Here is an 18,224-nt window from a genome sequence, read left to right as displayed (position 1 = left end):
AGAAGGAGAGTAGACGGAATGAAATACGAAATTACGCATACGAACACATTTAAATATTCAACAAGGGTTGATCAAAGTATGAACGAGATCCGCCTGAAGCCGAGATCGGACGAATGTCAGCGCCTGCTTCATTACCGGGCGGAACTGACGCCTGCTTCACTCACGAAAGAATACAGTGATATCTGGGGAAATCATGTGGAATCCTTTTTTATCGCGGAGATGCATGAATCTCTCGAGGTAAAAACCATTTCGACCGTGAGCATTCAGCGAAGTCCCTTTATTGAAAGAATTGACTATTCTCCGGAAATGAGATCCATTTTTCATTCCGAGCTGTTCAGAAAACATTATTTGGCTTTTTTAAATCAGACTGCTTATACGTATCTCGAAGCAGATCAGGTCGCTAACATTGTCAATGAAATCGGAGATACAGAAAATCCTGTTAAGTTCTCACTGGATTTAATGAAATATCTCCATGGAAAGTTCGAGTATTCACCTGGCGTAACAAACGTAAACACACAGGCCCGCGAGTCTATCGAAACCTTTAAAGGTGTCTGTCAGGATTACGCACACGTCATGATCGGCGTGCTGAGAGCCCACGGCGTACCTGCCCGTTATATCAGCGGTTATTTATATGTAGGAGAGAATTCTGCACTTATAGGAGATGCTGCCACGCATGCCTGGGTTGAGGTCATGGTCCCGGGAATCGGCTGGGTTGGCTTGGATCCTACCAATAATGTAGAAGCGCTCGAGAATCATATCCGGGTTGGAGTAGGACGTGATTATGCAGATGTCAGTCCTTTGCAGGGAGTCTATCGCGGAGGCGAACAGTCGCTTGATGTAAAGGTGAGTGTTAAGCTTCTGGACCAATAATTCAGGGTTATAAGTAAGGAACTGAAAGGGTGGAACCACTCTCATTGGAGTGTCCCACCCTTTTTGTCTCCTCTTCTTTGAAAAATAAAAACAAAACCGATATAGATAGAAAAAGGCGGAATGCGTCATGAGAAAGCGAACAGCTGTCATAATCGGCGCTGAAACTGCTGTGGGCAGGGAACTGGTGAAGGAACTTTGCTCCCGGGAGGAATATGTAGAGGTCATTGTTCTATTACAACAACGAATCCTTGTTGAACATCCAAAATTAAGTAAGCGTTTGATTGATTTCAGATACCTGGAGGCGAACCATATCGGATTGGTAGAGGATGTATTTTTCTGTGTGCAGTCGAGTGACTGGAAAAATGGAGATTATGATCCTTTGCGGGCTGCGGTGGCATCTAAAAAAAGCAATATCCAGCAGTTCATTGTTCTATCTTCAATGGGAGCCAATCCTTATTCAATGTTCAAGTCCGGCCGTATGCACGGGATCATGGAGGAACAATTGAAACAGCTCAATTTGCCTTCTTTACACATCTTCAGACCGTCTATTCTGTTAACAGATCCGGAAGAGTATCAAACATCAGAAGTACCTTCAGCCAGGTTATCGGGCTTCGCAGGCTGGGCTATGCAGGGACCGTTGAAATCCTATAAAGGAATAAGAGCTTCGCAGGTAGCACTGGCTATGGCTGAAAAAGCATTAAATGGAGAATATCCAGTATTTAAAATCTATAAGTCAGGCGCTATCGAAAATACAAAGCGTGGTGAAAATAAGACTTAATCCTTCTTTTGAATCAAAATAACTGGTAAAGTGTAGTCAGAAAATCAACGTGTTGAAAGAAGGTGTCACGGATTGTTTAATTCATTATTGTTTACAGCCATGCTCGTGATCTTTTTGGGAATCCTTTCTCAATGGTTGTCATGGAGAATTCGTCTCCCGGCCATCGTTGTTATGTCGGTAGCAGGAATTATTGTTGGACCGGTTCTCGGGTTCATTAACCCTGAGCAGGAATTTGGAGATTTATATGGACCGATTATTTCAATGGCCGTTGCAATAATCCTTTTTGAAGGAAGCCTGCAGCTGGATTTTCGTGAAATAAAGGATCTTGGAAAACCGGTTTTCAGAATCGTCACGTTCGGGGCACTGATCGCCTGGATTCTAGGATCGCTGACCGCGCATTACATAGCAGGCTTATCTTTGCCGGTCGCTTTTGTTATTGGCGGACTTTTCATTGTAACAGGTCCTACTGTTATCCTTCCTTTATTAAGACAGGCAAAGCTCAAACCGAGGCCAGCTAAAATACTGAAATGGGAAGGAATTATCGTTGATCCGTTTGGTGTTCTGGTTGCCCTTTTTGCCTTTCAAATCATTCAATACTTCATTGAAGAGTCCTTTACACTGATCAATCTGCTTCTCTTCTTTGGTGCAGCAGCCTTTGCCACTGTTCTTGGATGGGGACTCGGTAAAGGGATGGGAACGATGTTTGAAAAAGGGTATATACCCGAGTTTCTTAAATCACCTGTCCTTTTCGCAGTTGTGTTACTCTGTTTCTCTGTAGCAGATGAAGTCATGCATGAAACGGGGCTGCTTTCTGTTACAGCAATGGGTATGACAATGGCGAATATGCATATTTCCTCCATCGGAGATATGCGTCATTTCAAAGAAAATATTTCTGTCCTATTAATTTCGACAATCTTTATTATGCTGACAGCCTCTTTGCAGGTGGAAACGCTGCTGGAGATTTTTAACCCGGCGATTATCGGGTACGTGCTGTTAATGCTCTTTGTCGTGCGACCGCTCTCGATCTGGCTCTCAACAATAGGGACCGATTTATCTATTCAGGAGCGGCTGCTCGTTGGCTGGATTGCCCCTAGGGGAATTGTTGCCTTGACTGTATCAGGCTACTTTGCTTCTGTCTTATTGGAAACGGGGTTTGAGGATGCAGAGATTTTAACGGCCCTGACGTTTGCGCTCGTATTTGCAACAGTATGCGCACACGGCTTTTCGATTGGGTTTGTTGCAAGAAAGCTTAAGTTGTCTAATGACGATGGCCCTGGCGTCATCGTGGTCGGTGGAAATGCTTTTACAAGGGGATTAGCAGAAGCATTGCACGAAATGAAAGTACCGGTGATGCTCGTGGATTCCACCTGGCGTAATCTGTCAGCAGCCAGACAAAGAGGTGTTCCGACATTCCACGGTGAAATTTTGTCAGAGCAGACAGAATACAGCCTGGATATGACGCCATACGAGTCCATTATTGCAGCGACACAACTGGACTCTTACAATGCTCTTGTCTGCTCAACGTTCACACCATCAATTGGTCGTAAGCACCTGTTTCAGGTTTCGATGGAACAGAACCATGATGCAGATCTCGCAGGTCTCAAATACACAGTGGGCGGCCGAATCCTGTTCAGAGAGGAAGCAACTCTGCAGGAGCTTAATCGCCGTGTTGAAAGTGGACATGTATTCAGAAAGACACAGATTACAGAACAGTATACGTACGAAAAATATAAAGAAGACATCAGTGAGGATGATTTACTGATCGGTGTCTTAAATAAATCAGGTCATTTTGAACCGTTTGTAAAGGATTGGGATGTTGCCATCAATGCTGGGGACACACTCATCCGCTTAAGCTCCGCGTCTAAAGATGTTGAAAAGGTAAAACAAAAGCTGAATGGTGAAAAATAAATAACAGCCCCCTGAACCTCTATTTTAGAGAACAGGGGGCGTTTTTATGAGGTGCATTCGAACGGGGACAGAGTTGTTAAATACCTGCGGCCAATCTATGTTATACTCACTAACAGGATGAACGGAAAAAGGACTGAAAAACATGAAAAAAACAGTGGTGTTAGCAGAAAAACCTTCCGTTGGCCGTGATATTGCACGCGTGCTGAATTGTCACAAAAAAGGCAACGGCTATCTCGAAGGTGATCAATATATCGTCACATGGGCGCTCGGTCATTTAGTGACACACGCTGATCCCGAGAACTACGGAGATCAGTATCAATCGTGGAAACTGGAAGACCTGCCAATTTTACCGGATCCAATGAAGCTCGTCGTGATTAAAAAGACAGGCAAGCAATTTCAGGCCGTTAAAAGCCAGTTAACCCGAGGAGACGTTGGTCAGATCGTCATTGCAACGGATGCCGGGCGCGAAGGGGAGCTTGTTGCACGATGGATTATTGAAAAAGCAAGGGTGAACAAGCCGGTGAAGCGTCTCTGGATATCATCTGTAACAGATAAAGCGATCCGTGAAGGCTTTAAAAACCTGAAGGATGGAAAACAATACGAATCATTATATGCGTCTGCCGTTGCCCGCGCAGAAGCGGACTGGATCGTTGGGATTAATGCAACCCGCGCGCTCACAACGAAATTTAATGCACAGCTGTCATCCGGCCGTGTGCAAACACCAACAATCGCAATGATTGCTATGAGAGAAGAAGAAATCCGCCAATTTAAACCGAAGACGTATTACGGATTACAGGCACGGCTTGATGGTTTTCAGCTGAAATGGGCAGATGAGAAGGGACAATCATCCACCTTCGACGAACATAAAGTGGATGCTCTTTTAGCGAAGCTGAAAGACAGCGCAGCCCTGATTAAGGACGTAAAGAAAACACCGAAAAAAATGTATGCAAAACCTTTATATGATTTGACAGAGCTGCAGCGTGATGCGCACAAACGCTATGGATTCTCAGCAAAAGAAACGCTGTCAACGCTGCAAAAGCTGTATGAACAGCACAAGCTCGTGACGTATCCACGTACTGATTCGCGCTATTTATCATCGGATCTGACAGAAACACTTGCTGACCGTTTAAAAGGAATGAAAGTAAATCCATACGCCCAACACGTAGTGAAGCTGTTGCGGAAGCCGATCAAGGCAAACAGCCGTTTCATTAACGATGCAAAGGTGTCAGATCACCATGCGATCATCCCAACTGAAGAAACATTGCGCCCTGAAAAGCTGAACGATAAGGAATGGAAAATCTATGACCTGATTGCAGAGCGCTTTTTATCCGTCCTGATGCCTGCGTATGAATACGAGCAGACAGTCATTACAGCAGATATCGCAGGCGAAACCTTTATTGCAAAAGGCAATATCCCAATCTCCCTCGGTTTTAAGGAATTGGATCAACGTGAGGAAGAAGGGGTTGCAGGAGCACTTCCACCAGTCGAAAAAGGTAGTAAATGGACGGTGCAGAATCTAGCGAAAACAACGGGCGAAACCCAGCCGCCTGCCCGCTTTAACGAGGCAACCCTGCTTTCAGCAATGGAAAATCCAAAAGCTTTCATGTCCGGTGAAAAAAAGGAACTCGTCCAGACACTTGGTGAAACAGGCGGCCTCGGAACTGTAGCAACTCGCGCAGACATTATTGAAAAGCTCTTCAACAGCTTTTTAATTGAAAAGCGTGGCAACGATATTTTCCTGACGTCAAAAGGCCGTCAGCTGCTGGATCTTGTGCCGGATGAGCTCCGTTCACCAGCCCTGACTGCACAATGGGAGCAGAAGCTTTCAGCCATTGCAGATGGCAAGCTTAAGCAGCAGGAATTCATGAAAGAAATGACTCAGTTTTCCAAGGATGTTGTGCGCTCGATTAAAAACAGCAAAGCGCAATATAAGCACGACAACATGACAGGAACCCACTGTCCGGACTGCGGCAAACTCATGCTTGAGGTCAACGGGAAAAAAGGTAAAATGCTCGTCTGCCAGGACCGTGAATGCGGACACCGTAAAAACGTCGCAAAGAAAACCAACGCCCGCTGCCCGAACTGTAAAAAGAAAATGGACCTGCGAGGAGAAGGAGAAGCACAAACCTTTAGCTGCGTCTGCGGCTACCGCGAAAAAATGGACGCCTTCCATAAACGCCGCAAACAAAACACCCAAAACAAAGCCGGAAAACGCGACGTTGCAAACTACATGAAAAAGCAAAACAAAGAAGAAGAACCAATCAACTCAGCACTCGCTGATGCATTGAAAAACCTTAAATTGTAATGTTGAAAAAAGACTGCCAGCGGGCAGTCTTTTTTACTGGGAAGCTGCGTGGGGTGGAGGATGGGTGAGGTTCGCAGAATTTCAGGTGAGGTTCAAAGAATATGAGGTCAGTTTGGAAGAATATGCTTGGTTGTTCGCAGAATATCATGATTGGTTCGCAGGATATTGTGCAAGTTTCATGGGATTGTGACAAATGGACTATCCATTTTCACTACGCCTCGATCCCGATTGAAATGACAAACCAGGTGAGTGGAGCGGAAGGCGGCGACTCCTGCGGCAGAGAAGGACAGGTGAAACTCCGAAGACGCGTAGCGGCTTGGAGGTTCACCGTCCGGCCGCGGAAAGCGTCCGACTGGAGCGGAGCTCACCGGCTCATCAAATAAAATAATTTATATCAGGTACATGCTGCCGGGAAAGGAATGTCCCGGCACGGTTTTTTAATTTATCAACAAACAATCAATTAGCAGCATCAAACTCCGCCGACGCTTTCTTATAATAAATCGCAAAAAACGTCACAGCACCAGCCGCCAACACAGTCAGCGTAATAAACACATTACTGTAAATCAAATTCGTTCCTTCACCTGATAATGGATTCAGCTGAAGTGTCACACCCTCAATCTCCAGAACAGCACCGAAAATCGCACTCGAAAAGGCCCCGCCCATAAAGTTCAGCAGATTAAACAACCCAATCCCAACACCATTTTGCTCAGGTGTCAAAACAGATGACAGAATATCCGCCGTCGAGCTTTGCACAAGAGGGAAGCCAAGGTAAGCGACAAGCATGCAGATCGAGATGATCCAGGCAGCATTCCCTGCGAACGTTGAAATCAGGAAACACCCAGAGGCAATCAACAGCAAGGCAGTGATCACAACGGGTACGCCGCCGCGCTGATCAATGACGCGTCCGCCATACTGACCTAAAATCCCTGAAATAATGGCACCGGGAAACAATACGAGACCAATGCCAATCGTCGAGATCGCATTGAGATCACGCAGCATGATCGGAATGATAAAAATCAGTCCGAACAGGCAGGACGTCCCGAAAAAGCTGGTGAATACCGTGATGGTGTAACGCTTGTTTTTTAGAATAGATGGCTGAATAAACGGATTTTTTGCTTTCATCGTCCACCAGACAAATAAACCGCCGGCCACAACAGTAATGGCGAGAATCCACGTTGTCAGGGACGTGATAAACATCAGCAGACTGGCTACCGTCACAGCAATCAAAAATGCACCCGGGATGTCTACGCTGCCCGGTCTGCGTTCCTCTTCAGGAAGCCATTTTCTGAAAAGAGGAATCGATAAGGCAGACATCATCGACAGAATGAACAGGAATCGCCAATCCAGAACGCCGCCAATAAAACCGCCTAAAATCGGTCCGATTCCGGAAGCGAATGCAACGGTTGAGGCAACATAGCCAAAAACCTTTCCACGGCTTGAGGGCATGAACCTCGCCGGAATAATAAAGGAAAGTGCCGGGATACTTGCGCCGCCCATCGCCTGGAATATACGTGCGATAATGAGGGTTGTGTAGTTCGGAGAGAGAAATCCGAGCAGTGAACCGAATGCAAAAAGCGCAATGCCGACTGTAAAGAGCGTCCGGATCGCAAACAGATCAGCCAATTTTCCATACATTAATGAACCGATTGCAAATACCAGAATATATCCTGTCAGTACCCAGCTGACCTGGGACGGTGACAGATCAAAGTCTGCCGATATATCAGGAACAGCCACGTTAAACATCGTGCCGTTCATAACCGTAAAGGATAAAATTAAACATATTAAAAAAGTCAGCTTTTTTTTCTGACTATCAGGAACTTCTACCGGAGTCATATTATCGCCTCAAATCTATATTTATTTCGATCTCCAAACTAATCATAGTCCCGTGAGGCAGGAATGTAAAACACTTAAAGCGTTATCATGTAAAATAAAAATAATCAGAATAGGAGGGCAATTGTCATGGCAAAAGGGAAAACGAATGCAATGCGCCTGCTTGATGCAGCAGATATTTCTTATCAGACATTTGAATACGATACAAAGGACGGATTAACCGATGGCATTTCAGCTGCCGAAAAAATCGGACGCAGCCGTGAGGAAGTGTATAAAACGCTGGTGACACAGGGGACATCAAAACAGCACTACGTCTTTGTTATTCCCGTTGACCAGGAATTAAATCTCAAAAAAGCGGCTGCGGCAGCTAAAGAAAAGAAGGTTGAGATGATCCCGATGAAAACACTTCAGCCACTGACGGGTTACATAAAAGGCGGCTGTTCTCCAATCGGGATGAAAAAGAAGTTCCCTACTTTTTTGCATGAATCCGCAAGAACGAGAGATACCGTGATTGTCAGTGCCGGACAAATCGGTAAACAAATTGAAATAAAACCCGCCGACCTTTGTCAGGTCACTGGCGGTGAGATCGCGGACCTCGTATAATATGTTTCTGCAAGTTTAGCTTTTATAGAGAAGGGTAATATTTCCTCTGTAGACCTATTTAGGAGGAGATAACAAATGAGTTTATTTTACAAAGAGTTTACAAATGATGAAGAGGTAGTAAACGCAGTTAGCTCCATTAAAGCAAAAGGTGTAAACGAAGATACGATTTATGTCATTACACATGATGATGACCGAACAAACCGGATCGCTGATAATGCAGATGCCAACACAGTAGGCGCTGCAGAAACAGGCTTTGGTACAGCAGCTAAAAATGTATTCCGAAAAGATGGGGATAAGCTTCGCTCTCAGTTTCAGGAGCTTGGGTTCACAGAAGCGGAAGCAGAAACAATGGAAGAAAAACTCGATGAAGGCAAAGTGTTCGTCGTAGTGAAGGACGCACCAGCCGGATTTGTCATTTAACAGAAGAATAAACCAGTAAAAGCGGGTCAGCCTATTCAAAGGCTGACCCGCTTTTACATGAAAAGGCTCTAAATTTCAAACAACCTTTACCGCTATCTCTCTTTAAGTATGTTACAGTAAAGCAATAAAGAATGAGAGAAAGAAGGAAGAGAGTGTTGAGAAGTCTTATTTTTCGCTGGAGTTTCTTTCTGGTTGGACTGGTGATTTTGGCGCTGGGTGCTACATTATCCATTAAGGCACAGGTGCTTGGTATAGCGCCGTGGGATGTCCTGCATGTCGGGCTGTTTTACCAGCTGGGTCTGACGATCGGGACATGGGCCATTATTGTAGGTGCACTGATTATCGCTGGAACCGCCATGGTGTTGAAGCAGTGGCCGAAAATCGGCGCGATTTTAAATATGCTGCTTGTTGGTGTTTTTATTGATATTTTTAACTGGCTGCTTCCAAATCCCGAAACATTCGCAGGCGCCGTTCTCTTATTATTGCTTGGCGTTGTGGTAATGGGATATGGAGTGGGAATTTATGTGTCGGCAAACCTTGGTGCAGGTCCGCGGGATACCGTTATGATGATTATTCATGAAAAAACAGGCTGGAAGATTTCCACCGTGAGACGCGGGATCGAACTGATCGTGCTGGCTGGCGGTTGGTTCCTTGGAGGACCTGTAGGGATTGGAACGGTGATCATCGCCTTATTTACGGGGACGATCGTAAATGTTTCGCTGCCACAAAGCACCATTCTTCTGAATAAGCTGATTGAAAGAGGCTCGAAAGCGGTTCATGCATCATAGCCTCTTTTCCGGGCAGATTGGTTGGTTATAAAGGCCGGATCCTGTAAACTAAAATAACCAACACAGGGCAGGAGTGGTTTTGTGTACGATTTTGCCAAAACAGAAGATCAAAAAAAACTGCTTGCTGAGCTGCAGTCATTAACTAAAGCATTTAGAGAAAGAGAACCTCAACTTGATCAGCAGGGTGCCTATCCTGAGGAAAATATGAAAGACCTGATCAAAATGGGATACTCGATTCTGACGCTGCCTGAAGAGTTTGGCGGGCAGGGAAAAGGCTTGTATGATTACGTGCTCGGTCAGGAAGCGATCGCAAAGGGCAGTGGTGCCACCGCACTTTCAATGGGCTGGCACACTGGGGCCCTGCTTGAATATAGTGAAAAGCGTCACTGGAAAAAAGAAGCATCTGATTTTATCTTACCTAAAATCAAAGATGGGGCGCTGATCAATACAGCGGCGACTGAAAAAGGAGCCGGCAGTCCGATGAGGGGGGCGCTTCCGAAGACGACAGCTTTTCAGGGTCAGGATGGCTGGCGCATTACAGGGGAGAAATCATACACATCCCTTGCACCAATGATCGATTATTTCTTTATTACCGCAGTGATTGAGGGAACGGAAGAAGTGGCCACTTTTATTGTTCCATCAAATGTTGAGGGTGTTTCTATTCGTCAAACGTGGGACAGCATTGGGATGCATGGTACTGCGAGTCATGATCTTGTACTTGAGAATGTGCGTATTCCAGCTGAAGCCATGCTGAAAGATGGAAAATCAGATAGTCAAAAACCGCTGCCTCCAGGCTGGCTCCTTCATATTCCGGCATGTTACATCGGGATTGCAGGAGCTGCACTGGAAGAAGCTTCGCATTTTGTCTCTGACTATGAGCCGGCTTCTTTAGGAAAACCAGTCGGAAGTCTGCCGACCGTTCAGGAAAAGCTTGGCGATCTGCAAATAAAGCTAATGAGTGCCAGACAGGTGCTTTATCATACAGCAAGTGCTTATGAAGAAGCTTCAGACAAAGAAGACGTGCGGGCACTGCTTCAGTCTGCAAAAGTCACGGTGACCAATGCAGCGGTAGACATTGTGGAGAAAGCAATGAGAATAGTTGGGCCACAGAGTATGTCAGCCTCCAATCCGATGCAGCGTTACTATCGCGATGTCCGTATGGGGCTGCACAATCCGCCGATGGAGGATATGGTGAAAGCGACTTTTGGGAAGCGGCTTGTGGAGGAATCGTGAACTAGAAAAACCTGATCCGACCGGATCAGGTTTTTCTATTTTATCAATTATTTTACAATCATTTAATAATGTCGATAGAACAGGTTCTGATGTTAATAGCAGGCCAACTTCTGTCGTTAGCATCACAATTTCTGTCGATAGACTTACTTAAGAGGCTGATATTGTCGTTAGTAAGTCAACTTCTGTCGTTAGACGCTTGAAAGCTGTCGAATCCCCGTCAGAAATTGTTCTTACCTTCCGTTAAATTGTTGAAAGGTAGTTCTCTTCAGCTAACCGACCCCAACAACATCATTCCAAAACAATATATCCCGTTACTTCAACACCACATTATCAAGCGTCAGTGTATGCGCGTCAAAAGAAGCACCTTCTGTCGCGCCGAGTAGGAACTTCAGGCTGAGTGGTCCTTTTTCAGGCACGGTAAAGGTAAACTCATAAGCCTGCTCGCCTTCTGCAATGGAAACGATTTCTGACAGGTAGCGTGTATAAGCTGCGTTTTCTACTGTCACTTCGATGTTTCTGGCTAAAGTAGAGGCTGCATCAAAGCTTAAGGTGTAGGTTTTACCAGGCTCTAAAGTAAGCCCGTCCTGGAAAAATTGTACGCTCCATGCTTCCTGGCCCTGCTGTGGAATGCTGATTGATGCTTTTCCATCAGCTTGAGTAATCGCTGCCTGAGCGTCAAAGTGAATGTAGGAGTTCCAGCTTTCAAGACTTGACTCAAATTCCCCATTTTTGATTGGAACAAGGTCAACCGGACTTCCTTTTTTCTTTAAAAATACATTGTCGGCTTCAATGAGTCCGCCACCGACAGACAGCACAAGCTGAGCATTTAGATCATCAAGGCCGGACATCGTGAAAGCCGATGTCTGTGTAGACCAGTCGTCAGTAACAGATAGCGTCTCAGAATGATATACTTCTGAACCTTCCTCACTTAAAAACTCAACTAGCACTTCGTTTGATTCGTCAGATTTCAGATCAAACGTCAGCTCGTAGTCACCTTCGCTCTCAAGCTGAATCCCTTTTTGAGTCAGCTGAACCGCATTTGGTTCCTGATCCTGACCGGACTGTGATGTAAATACACGACGGTCTGCATCAACCTGTACAACGGCATTTTCATCCGTCTTTTCGATATTCCAGAACAGCAGACGGTCAGGGAAGCCCTGATCAAATGTTCCGTTGTAAACGAGATTTCCATTGTTTAATGGATCCTTTGAAGCATCTTCATCTAAATCCGGTGCTTCTGTTTCCTCGACTCTTACATTGCCGATCCAGACAGGAAGTGTAGAAAGACCAAGGTTAAATTCAAGACGTGCAGCAACATCCGTTTCCTCTGTCATCTGGAACGTCATTTCATATGTCTGAAGGTCACTTGACAGCGCGAATGATTCGCTGCTTGAGTAAGTCGCATAATCCCGGTCTGCATCGCCGCTGACCTTCACGTTGATATTGCGGGATTGTGTTGATTTTGCATCAAAGCTTACTTTGTAATAGCGGCCTTTACCAATCGTTACATCCTGAATTAATTGCACGGAATAAGGCTGACTTCCGCCATTTTGAATGTCTGTTCGGGCGAATGTTTGACCATTAAGGTCTTCAAGTGAAACAGATGCCTGTCCGCCGAAATCAGGTACCGTCAGGAAGTACCAGTGATCCGTATTAGCAACACCATTAATACCTGCAACATCAGGTGAATCCTGATTAAATTCACTGTTGTAAACAAGGTTGCCGTCCTCTAAAGGAAGTTTTGCATCCTCAGGAAGTGGCTCTGCTTCTACAACAGGCAGTTCAGGCGTTTTGTAATCCCGCCCTGTCAGATCATAAACACGTACATATTCAACGTCCATGGACTGCGGGAATACCGTATCCTCTGTTGGTTCTCCGTCAAAGTTTCCGCCCACAGCAAGGTTCAACAGCATATGGAACGGCTGGTCGAATGGAGCAGGGTATGCGTGATTAGCAGATGCATTTCGCTCTTTGCTGTACCAGTTATCCTGTGTCTGATAAAGGACACCATCTACATACCAGCGGATTTCGCCAGGCTCCCACTCAACAGAATAAATGTGCTCATCAGCAATCGTTGAGCCATCAGGGAAGGTATATTCTGCCCCTGTATACTTATTGTTTGGCCATGTTTCACCGTAATGAATTGTTCCGATCGCTTCGTGCGGACGGCTTCCTTTTGCTTCTAAAATATCAATCTCACCTGATGCAGCCCAGCCGCCGTAGCGATCCTCTTCAGGCAGCATCCAGAAAGCAGGCCACATTCCCTGACCAACTGGCAGAGAAGCTTTCATTTCGAATTTACCGTACGTTTTGGAGAAAAGACCCTTCGTTCTTAAACGTGCGGACGTATAATCGAATCCTTCATATTCCTCTTTAAGAGCTGTAATAGAAAGCTTTCCATCCTCTGTTTTTGCATTTTCAGGACGGTCTGTATAGTATTGCTTTTCATTATTGCCCCAGCCTGAAATGAATTCGCCGTTGGCATCTGTAAAGCCGTTTCCGATCTCAAAATCCCATTTAGAACGGTCGATTTCAGTGCTGTTGAATTCATCGTGCCAAACGAGAGACCAAGGTGTGATGAAATCATCCGGGTTGTCAGTAGCCGTCCCGTTAAACGAAATCGCCTTTTCAAGGTTCGCTTCTTGAATCAAACCTTCACCGGAGATGTTTGATTTGCCGCCTAAAGATGATACTGTAAGTTCTTTGACAAGGCTATCCAGAGGAAGTTCAACATCTGTAAGCGCATTCAAAAATAAGCGGTCGGCAATACCGTTAATTTCTAAATCATTTACCTTTTTGGAAAGGCCTTTATTTTTACCTTTCACTGTTACGTCTGTAAATTCTCCGCTCAGTTCAGCGTTTGTTCCGTTTAAAAGGGTGATCGCTTCAAAGCCTTCGTTTGTCAGTTCTGTTTCTGTTAACGAAGCGCCGGATTCAAGCTCTGTCAGCGAGATGAATGTATCTCCGGACACCGTAACTTCTGTATCGTGTGGTGAGTTGTTAAAGGAAAGCTTTTGCAGAGAAGAGTCTGTGATCGTCAGGCTTTCAGGAGCCTTTCCTTTTATGTACGTTGACCCTTTCACCGTAACATTTTTAAGTGTGATGTTTTTTCCGGCGGCAGGTGTAATGACAAGATCTCCTTCAATGACCTGGTTGCTCAGTACAGCATTCTTCAGTTGAAAAGATGAGTCTTTTTGGGCATTACCGGTGCCTGCAACGCCAGGTACTGCGAGTGACATGGCAAGCAGACAGACGCCTGTCTTTTTTAACATTGTATTCCCTCCTTCAATTTTGTCCTACGTGAGACATTTGTATATAACTATAAAAGCATTCACTATGTTTGACAACATTTTTTTACAATAATGAATGCTTTATTTTAAAAATTATGAACGGGACGCACACGACTGACGTTCTGTCAGAACAGCATGAAAGGATTGTGAAGGGGCAGTGGCTGATTCTTCAATCATGTCAATTAATGTGTGAACGAGATAAGTAGCCATTTCAATTCTTGGGATATGCATCGTCGTCAGTGCCGGGCTGGTGTATTCTGTCAGTCTGATATTATCAAATCCAATCAGCGAAACGTCCTGCGGAACCTGAATGTGATGTTCGTGCAGAGCTTTCAAAGCACCGATCGCAATCAGATCATTGGAGCACACAATCGCTGAGGGAAGGGAATCTGTTTTCACCCATTCACGAATGGCTTCATAACCGGATTGTTCAATAAAATATCCGTGATAAATCTGCTCTCCGGAAAGTTCCGATTCCTTCATCGCTTTCTGAAATCCGCTAAGGCGTTCCTGAGAAGCCCTATTTTCAGATTCTCCCGTAATCATCCCGAGAGCATGGTGCCCTGATTCAATCAGATAACGGGTCGCAGAATAGGCAGCTTCCTCATTTAACAAAAGAGGAACAGGTACGTCGTCTGTCAGATGGGTGAGGTTATTCTGATCAAAGACGCCGACCAGAAATCCTGCTGCCGTAATGGCGTCCACGGTATTCTGAACGTTCGACCAGCTGATGATCATACCCGCATCAATGCTTTTTTCCCGGTAAAGCTTTAAAACCGGTGCCGGATCGTGAACATCAGCAGTTGTGACGAGCACGTTATATCCCTTTTCAGTAGAAGCACTGATCATGCTCCCGATCACCACGCTGTAAAACTGGTCATCTGCATAAATATTATGCTTAGCCGGATCCTGTATGATAAAAAGCCCAAGGGTGTGGGTTTTCTGTTTTGTTAAACGGCGGGCAGAAACGTTTGGGTGGTAATTATGTTCATTCATAATGGCTAAAATCCGCTCACGTGTTTCAGCCTTAACCTGCGCGGAGTTATTTAAAACGCGCTGTACCGTTTTCCGGGATACGCCAGCGAGTCTCGCGATATCAAAAGTGTCCATGAAGATCCTCCTGTGTTCAAATGCTTGTTAAGTCTGATTATAACGGAAGAATGTGGGATGTGCATGGGGAGGTGGTGTGTGTGGAACCGGTTCGTCAGTTTCTCTGAGGAGTTTGTGAGTTCCGGCTGCAAGTTCGTGAGGTTAGCCGCGAAGTTCGTGAGGTTCCGTGGTAAGTTCGTGAGCTTCCGCGGGAATTCGTGAGTTTCGTGTAATTTGACCTATGTTGAAGAGGCATTTTATGAGTCACGATGTTAAGTCTGGCAGTGCGTGTGTGTGGAACCGGTTCGTCAGTTTCTTTGAGGAGTTTGTGAGTTCCGGCTGCAAGTTCGTAAGGTTAGCCGCGAAGTTTGTGAGGTTCCAGGGCAAGTTCGTGAGCTTCCGCGGGAATTCGTGAGTTCAGTGACATATAGCCTGCCAGCACATCCCGAACGACCTCTCAGCCCTGCACGCATATACATCTAAAAAACCGGAACCCATCAGAGTCCCGGTCATCTTTACATCTCAATATCCACTTCCACACCAAAGTGATCTGATACAACAGGGTAGTGATCCCCGTTAAAAATCACGCGTGATGAGCGAACTTTAAGTGCTTCAGAAGCAAAAATATAATCAATCCGCAGCGGCTGATCATTGCCTTCCCAGCCGGCAATCGTACCAAATACAGTGACGCCGCTGTCTTTTTCATCGGCCAGTAGATACGTATCAACTAGTCCGTTTTCCTGAAGTAAATCATAACCTTCGCTTGACAAGCCTGCGTGATTATTGAAATCCCCCATAAAAAATGACAGGCGGTCAGGATGTTTCTGAGCCATCAGCTGACGGACCTGGTGTTCATAAGGCTCTTCTTCATCGCCCCACCAGCCAAGGTGACAGGAAAAGACATCAATCAATTTCTCTCCGTATTGCACAGTTACTTTCGGAACGGCACGCGTTTTCCAATGGTCCGGATCCAGAGACTGGGAAATGAAAAAGCTGTCTGTTTCCACAATCGGAAGGCGGGTCAGAATCGCCACACCTTCCTCATAAATGTCGTAGCCATAATGGCAAAATGCCCAGTGCATCTGATCATTGTTTCTGCCGGCAGCCTTCAATCTTTTCAGCAGCTCCAGCCCGAAATGGCCTTTTTTAAAGGGGCCATCCGGCTCTGCATCAGTCAGCTGGCTGACTTCCTGCAGCGCGATGATGTCGTAATCGCGTTCTGCAATCGTTTGAGCCAGTATATCAAGCTTTTCAAGCTGCTGTTCCTCCTGCCAGGAGTGACAGTTTAACGTGAGTAATTTCATGTGATCAGGCTCCCAGTTGATCCTGAATATCAGATTTTAACACGTCAGCTTTTGGTCCGTAGATTGCCTGGACGCCGCGGTCACGGACAACAAGGCCCAATGCGCCGTTCTGCTTCCATGTTTTTTCATCCGCTACAAGATCGATTTGTTTTACCGTTACGCGAAGTCTTGTCATACATGCATCAACATCTTCAATGTTTTCTTCTCCGCCAAGCAGTCCGATAATGGCTACAGCCTGTGAATCTTCGTCTTTTTTAGCGCCTGATTTAGCAGGCGTTTTCTCGTCAGTACCTTCTTCAATATAATTTCCTGCACGTCCTGGAGTAGGGAAGTTGAAGCGTTTGATCAGGAAGTAAGCGGCACCGAAGTTCACACCGAACATCACTATACCAACGATAACAAGGTTAATCAGGTCACCAACGAGTCCTGCATTAATAATCAGTGGTGTTCTTGTTAAAAACTCAATGAAACCGAATGCGTGGATACGAAGGTCCAGCACGTCAGCAAGGGCGAATGAGACCCCTGTCAAAATCGCATACACAACATAAAGAAGTGGTGCAGCGAACATAAACATAAATTCAATCGGCTCTGTTACACCAGTCAGGAATACAGCAAGACCGGCAGATAAGAACATGGACTTGTATTTTTTACGCTTATCTTTATCGACATTCAGATACATCGCAAGTGCCATCCCGATCAGGGCAGCAGATGAAGCAATGAACTGACCTACTTTAAAGCGGGCAGGTACAACTTCTTCAGTCAGCTGATTATAGCCTGCTGTATTGCCCTGTTGAAGCATGTTATAAAGGTCTGTTACCCAGGCAAGCCATAATGGATCTTGTCCGGAAACCATGCTTCCTGCACTGGCACCCGTCTGGATCACATATGTTCCACCGAGTTCTGTATAGTTGATTGGCACCGTCAGCATATGGTGAAGGCCAAACGGTAAAAGCAGCCGTTCAAGTGTACCGAAAATGAATGGGGCAATAATTGGAGCGGAGTTACGGGAGTTCGCAATCCACTGTCCAAAATCATTTAACAGTCCCTGAATAAATGGCCATACAAGAGACATGACAATCGCTACGATGACGGAACCGCCGATCACGACAAACGGAACAAATCGTTTTCCGTTAAAGAAAGACAGCGCCTGTGGCAGCTTGCTGTAATTGTAATACTTGTTGTACAGGGCTGCTCCAAGGAAACCGGAGATGATTCCAACGAAGACACCCATATTCAGAGCTGGTGCGCCAAGCACGGAAATAAAGTAATCTGCAACGACTAATTCTGCACCTAAAAGGGAGGTAACCGTTGCTTCCGGATCAGCCAGCATATCTCCACTAACACCAAAGATCGCTCCTGTAATGCGGTTAATTAAAACAAATGCAATTAATGCTGCAAAGGCACCGCCAGCTCGATCCTTAGCCCACGAACCACCAATCGCCACAGCAAATAGGATATGTAAATTCGTAATAATCGCCCAGCCGATGTCTTCCATGACACGCGCAACCGTTTGCATAAACATAATGTCCCCAGTCAGCATTGCCAGCAATTTACCTAATGAAATCATAATCCCGGCAGCCGGCATAACTGCAACAACAACGAGCAGTGCTTTACCGAACTTCTGCCAGAAATCAAATGAACCGAAGATCTTCTTCATGATGTTCCTCCTAAATGTAACGTCTATAAGCAAGTGCAAGCGTTTGCACTAATCTTTACTTTTCATATTGTATATACAAGAAAGCGATCTTGCAAGCGTTTTATTAGAAATTAGATCAAATATCTTATAATTTCTGACATCAAATTGAA

Annotated in this window: 13 protein-coding genes; 8 read left to right on the top strand and 5 right to left on the bottom strand. The window is 45.5% G+C overall.

The genetic code is table 11. The features are described 5' to 3' along the window. Positions 1-18 precede the first annotated feature (18 nt). The 4 genes from H7968_RS01990 (at position 19) to H7968_RS01975 (ending at position 5,861) form a co-directional block, all read left to right on the top strand. A complete protein-coding gene (locus tag H7968_RS01990) occupies positions 19-870 on the top strand; it encodes a transglutaminase family protein (RefSeq protein ID WP_227394573.1) in 852 nt (283 codons plus the stop codon). A 127-nt stretch (positions 871-997) separates the two neighbouring features. Continuing rightward, positions 998-1,648 (top strand): Rossmann-fold NAD(P)-binding domain-containing protein, encoded by a 651-nt coding sequence (locus tag H7968_RS01985; protein ID WP_227394572.1) that lies wholly within the window; start codon positions 998-1,000, stop codon positions 1,646-1,648. Between the two features lie 72 nt (positions 1,649-1,720). Further along, complete coding sequence (locus H7968_RS01980) at positions 1,721-3,556, top strand: cation:proton antiporter (RefSeq protein ID WP_227394571.1); 1,836 nt, start codon at positions 1,721-1,723, stop codon at positions 3,554-3,556. 142 nt (positions 3,557-3,698) lie between these two features. Beyond that, positions 3,699-5,861 (top strand): DNA topoisomerase III, encoded by a 2,163-nt coding sequence (locus H7968_RS01975; protein WP_227394570.1) that lies wholly within the window; start codon positions 3,699-3,701, stop codon positions 5,859-5,861. 456 nt (positions 5,862-6,317) lie between these two features. On the opposite strand, the gene H7968_RS01970 is transcribed toward H7968_RS01975, so the two are convergent. Beyond that, positions 6,318-7,694 (bottom strand): MFS transporter, encoded by a 1,377-nt coding sequence (locus tag H7968_RS01970; protein WP_227394569.1) that lies wholly within the window; start codon positions 7,692-7,694, stop codon positions 6,318-6,320. A gap of 126 nt (positions 7,695-7,820) precedes the next feature. Here H7968_RS01970 and ybaK point away from each other — a divergent pair, with 126 nt between their 5' ends. The 4 genes from ybaK (at position 7,821) to H7968_RS01950 (ending at position 10,735) form a co-directional block, all read left to right on the top strand. Further along, positions 7,821-8,294 (top strand): Cys-tRNA(Pro) deacylase, encoded by a 474-nt coding sequence (gene ybaK, locus H7968_RS01965; protein ID WP_227394568.1) that lies wholly within the window; start codon positions 7,821-7,823, stop codon positions 8,292-8,294. Positions 8,295-8,369: 75 nt separating this feature from the next. Next, the gene (locus H7968_RS01960) at positions 8,370-8,714 is read left to right on the top strand and encodes a general stress protein (protein ID WP_134376432.1); all 345 of its coding nucleotides are present in this window, start codon (positions 8,370-8,372) and stop codon (positions 8,712-8,714) included. Between the two features lie 152 nt (positions 8,715-8,866). Next, a complete protein-coding gene (locus H7968_RS01955; protein WP_227394567.1) occupies positions 8,867-9,502 on the top strand; it encodes a YczE/YyaS/YitT family protein in 636 nt (211 codons plus the stop codon). An 81-nt stretch (positions 9,503-9,583) separates the two neighbouring features. Then, positions 9,584-10,735 (top strand): acyl-CoA dehydrogenase family protein, encoded by a 1,152-nt coding sequence (locus tag H7968_RS01950; RefSeq protein ID WP_227394566.1) that lies wholly within the window; start codon positions 9,584-9,586, stop codon positions 10,733-10,735. 311 nt (positions 10,736-11,046) lie between these two features. Here the strand turns inward: H7968_RS01950 and H7968_RS01945 are convergent, their stop codons facing one another. From H7968_RS01945 to H7968_RS01930, 4 genes are all read right to left on the bottom strand, one after another. Beyond that, on the bottom strand, positions 11,047-14,007 hold the full coding sequence (locus H7968_RS01945) for a carbohydrate binding domain-containing protein (RefSeq protein WP_227394565.1): 2,961 nt from the start codon (positions 14,005-14,007) through the stop codon (positions 11,047-11,049). A 111-nt stretch (positions 14,008-14,118) separates the two neighbouring features. Next, on the bottom strand, positions 14,119-15,135 hold the full coding sequence (locus H7968_RS01940; RefSeq protein ID WP_227394564.1) for a LacI family DNA-binding transcriptional regulator: 1,017 nt from the start codon (positions 15,133-15,135) through the stop codon (positions 14,119-14,121). 494 nt (positions 15,136-15,629) lie between these two features. Further along, positions 15,630-16,418, bottom strand: coding sequence for an endonuclease/exonuclease/phosphatase family protein (locus tag H7968_RS01935; RefSeq protein WP_227394563.1), 789 nt, complete (start codon positions 16,416-16,418; stop codon positions 15,630-15,632). A gap of 4 nt (positions 16,419-16,422) precedes the next feature. Then, positions 16,423-18,075 (bottom strand): PTS transporter subunit IIBC, encoded by a 1,653-nt coding sequence (locus H7968_RS01930; protein WP_227394562.1) that lies wholly within the window; start codon positions 18,073-18,075, stop codon positions 16,423-16,425. Positions 18,076-18,224: the final 149 nt, after the last annotated feature.

Origin of the sequence: Jeotgalibacillus aurantiacus (assembly GCF_020595125.1) — a bacterium.
Taxonomy (GTDB): domain Bacteria; phylum Bacillota; class Bacilli; order Bacillales; family Jeotgalibacillaceae; genus Jeotgalibacillus; species Jeotgalibacillus aurantiacus.
Note: the sequence above shows the minus strand (reverse complement) of the source record. Positions and strands in the feature narration are given on the sequence as shown.

Excerpts from the sequence above, each read along its gene's own strand:
- H7968_RS01990 (WP_227394573.1), top strand. The coding sequence starts at position 19 with ATGAAATACGAAATTACGCATACGAACACATTTAAATATTCAACAAGG.
- H7968_RS01985 (WP_227394572.1), top strand. The coding sequence starts at position 998 with ATGAGAAAGCGAACAGCTGTCATAATCGGCGCTGAAACTGCTGTGGGC.
- H7968_RS01975 (WP_227394570.1), top strand. The coding sequence starts at position 3,699 with ATGAAAAAAACAGTGGTGTTAGCAGAAAAACCTTCCGTTGGCCGTGAT.
- H7968_RS01970 (WP_227394569.1), bottom strand. The coding sequence starts at position 7,694 with ATGACTCCGGTAGAAGTTCCTGATAGTCAGAAAAAAAAGCTGACTTTT.
- ybaK (WP_227394568.1), top strand. The coding sequence starts at position 7,821 with ATGGCAAAAGGGAAAACGAATGCAATGCGCCTGCTTGATGCAGCAGAT.
- H7968_RS01960 (WP_134376432.1), top strand. The coding sequence starts at position 8,370 with ATGAGTTTATTTTACAAAGAGTTTACAAATGATGAAGAGGTAGTAAAC.
- H7968_RS01945 (WP_227394565.1), bottom strand. The coding sequence starts at position 14,007 with ATGTTAAAAAAGACAGGCGTCTGTCTGCTTGCCATGTCACTCGCAGTA.
- H7968_RS01940 (WP_227394564.1), bottom strand. The coding sequence starts at position 15,135 with ATGGACACTTTTGATATCGCGAGACTCGCTGGCGTATCCCGGAAAACG.
- H7968_RS01935 (WP_227394563.1), bottom strand. The coding sequence starts at position 16,418 with ATGAAATTACTCACGTTAAACTGTCACTCCTGGCAGGAGGAACAGCAG.
- H7968_RS01930 (WP_227394562.1), bottom strand. The coding sequence starts at position 18,075 with ATGAAGAAGATCTTCGGTTCATTTGATTTCTGGCAGAAGTTCGGTAAA.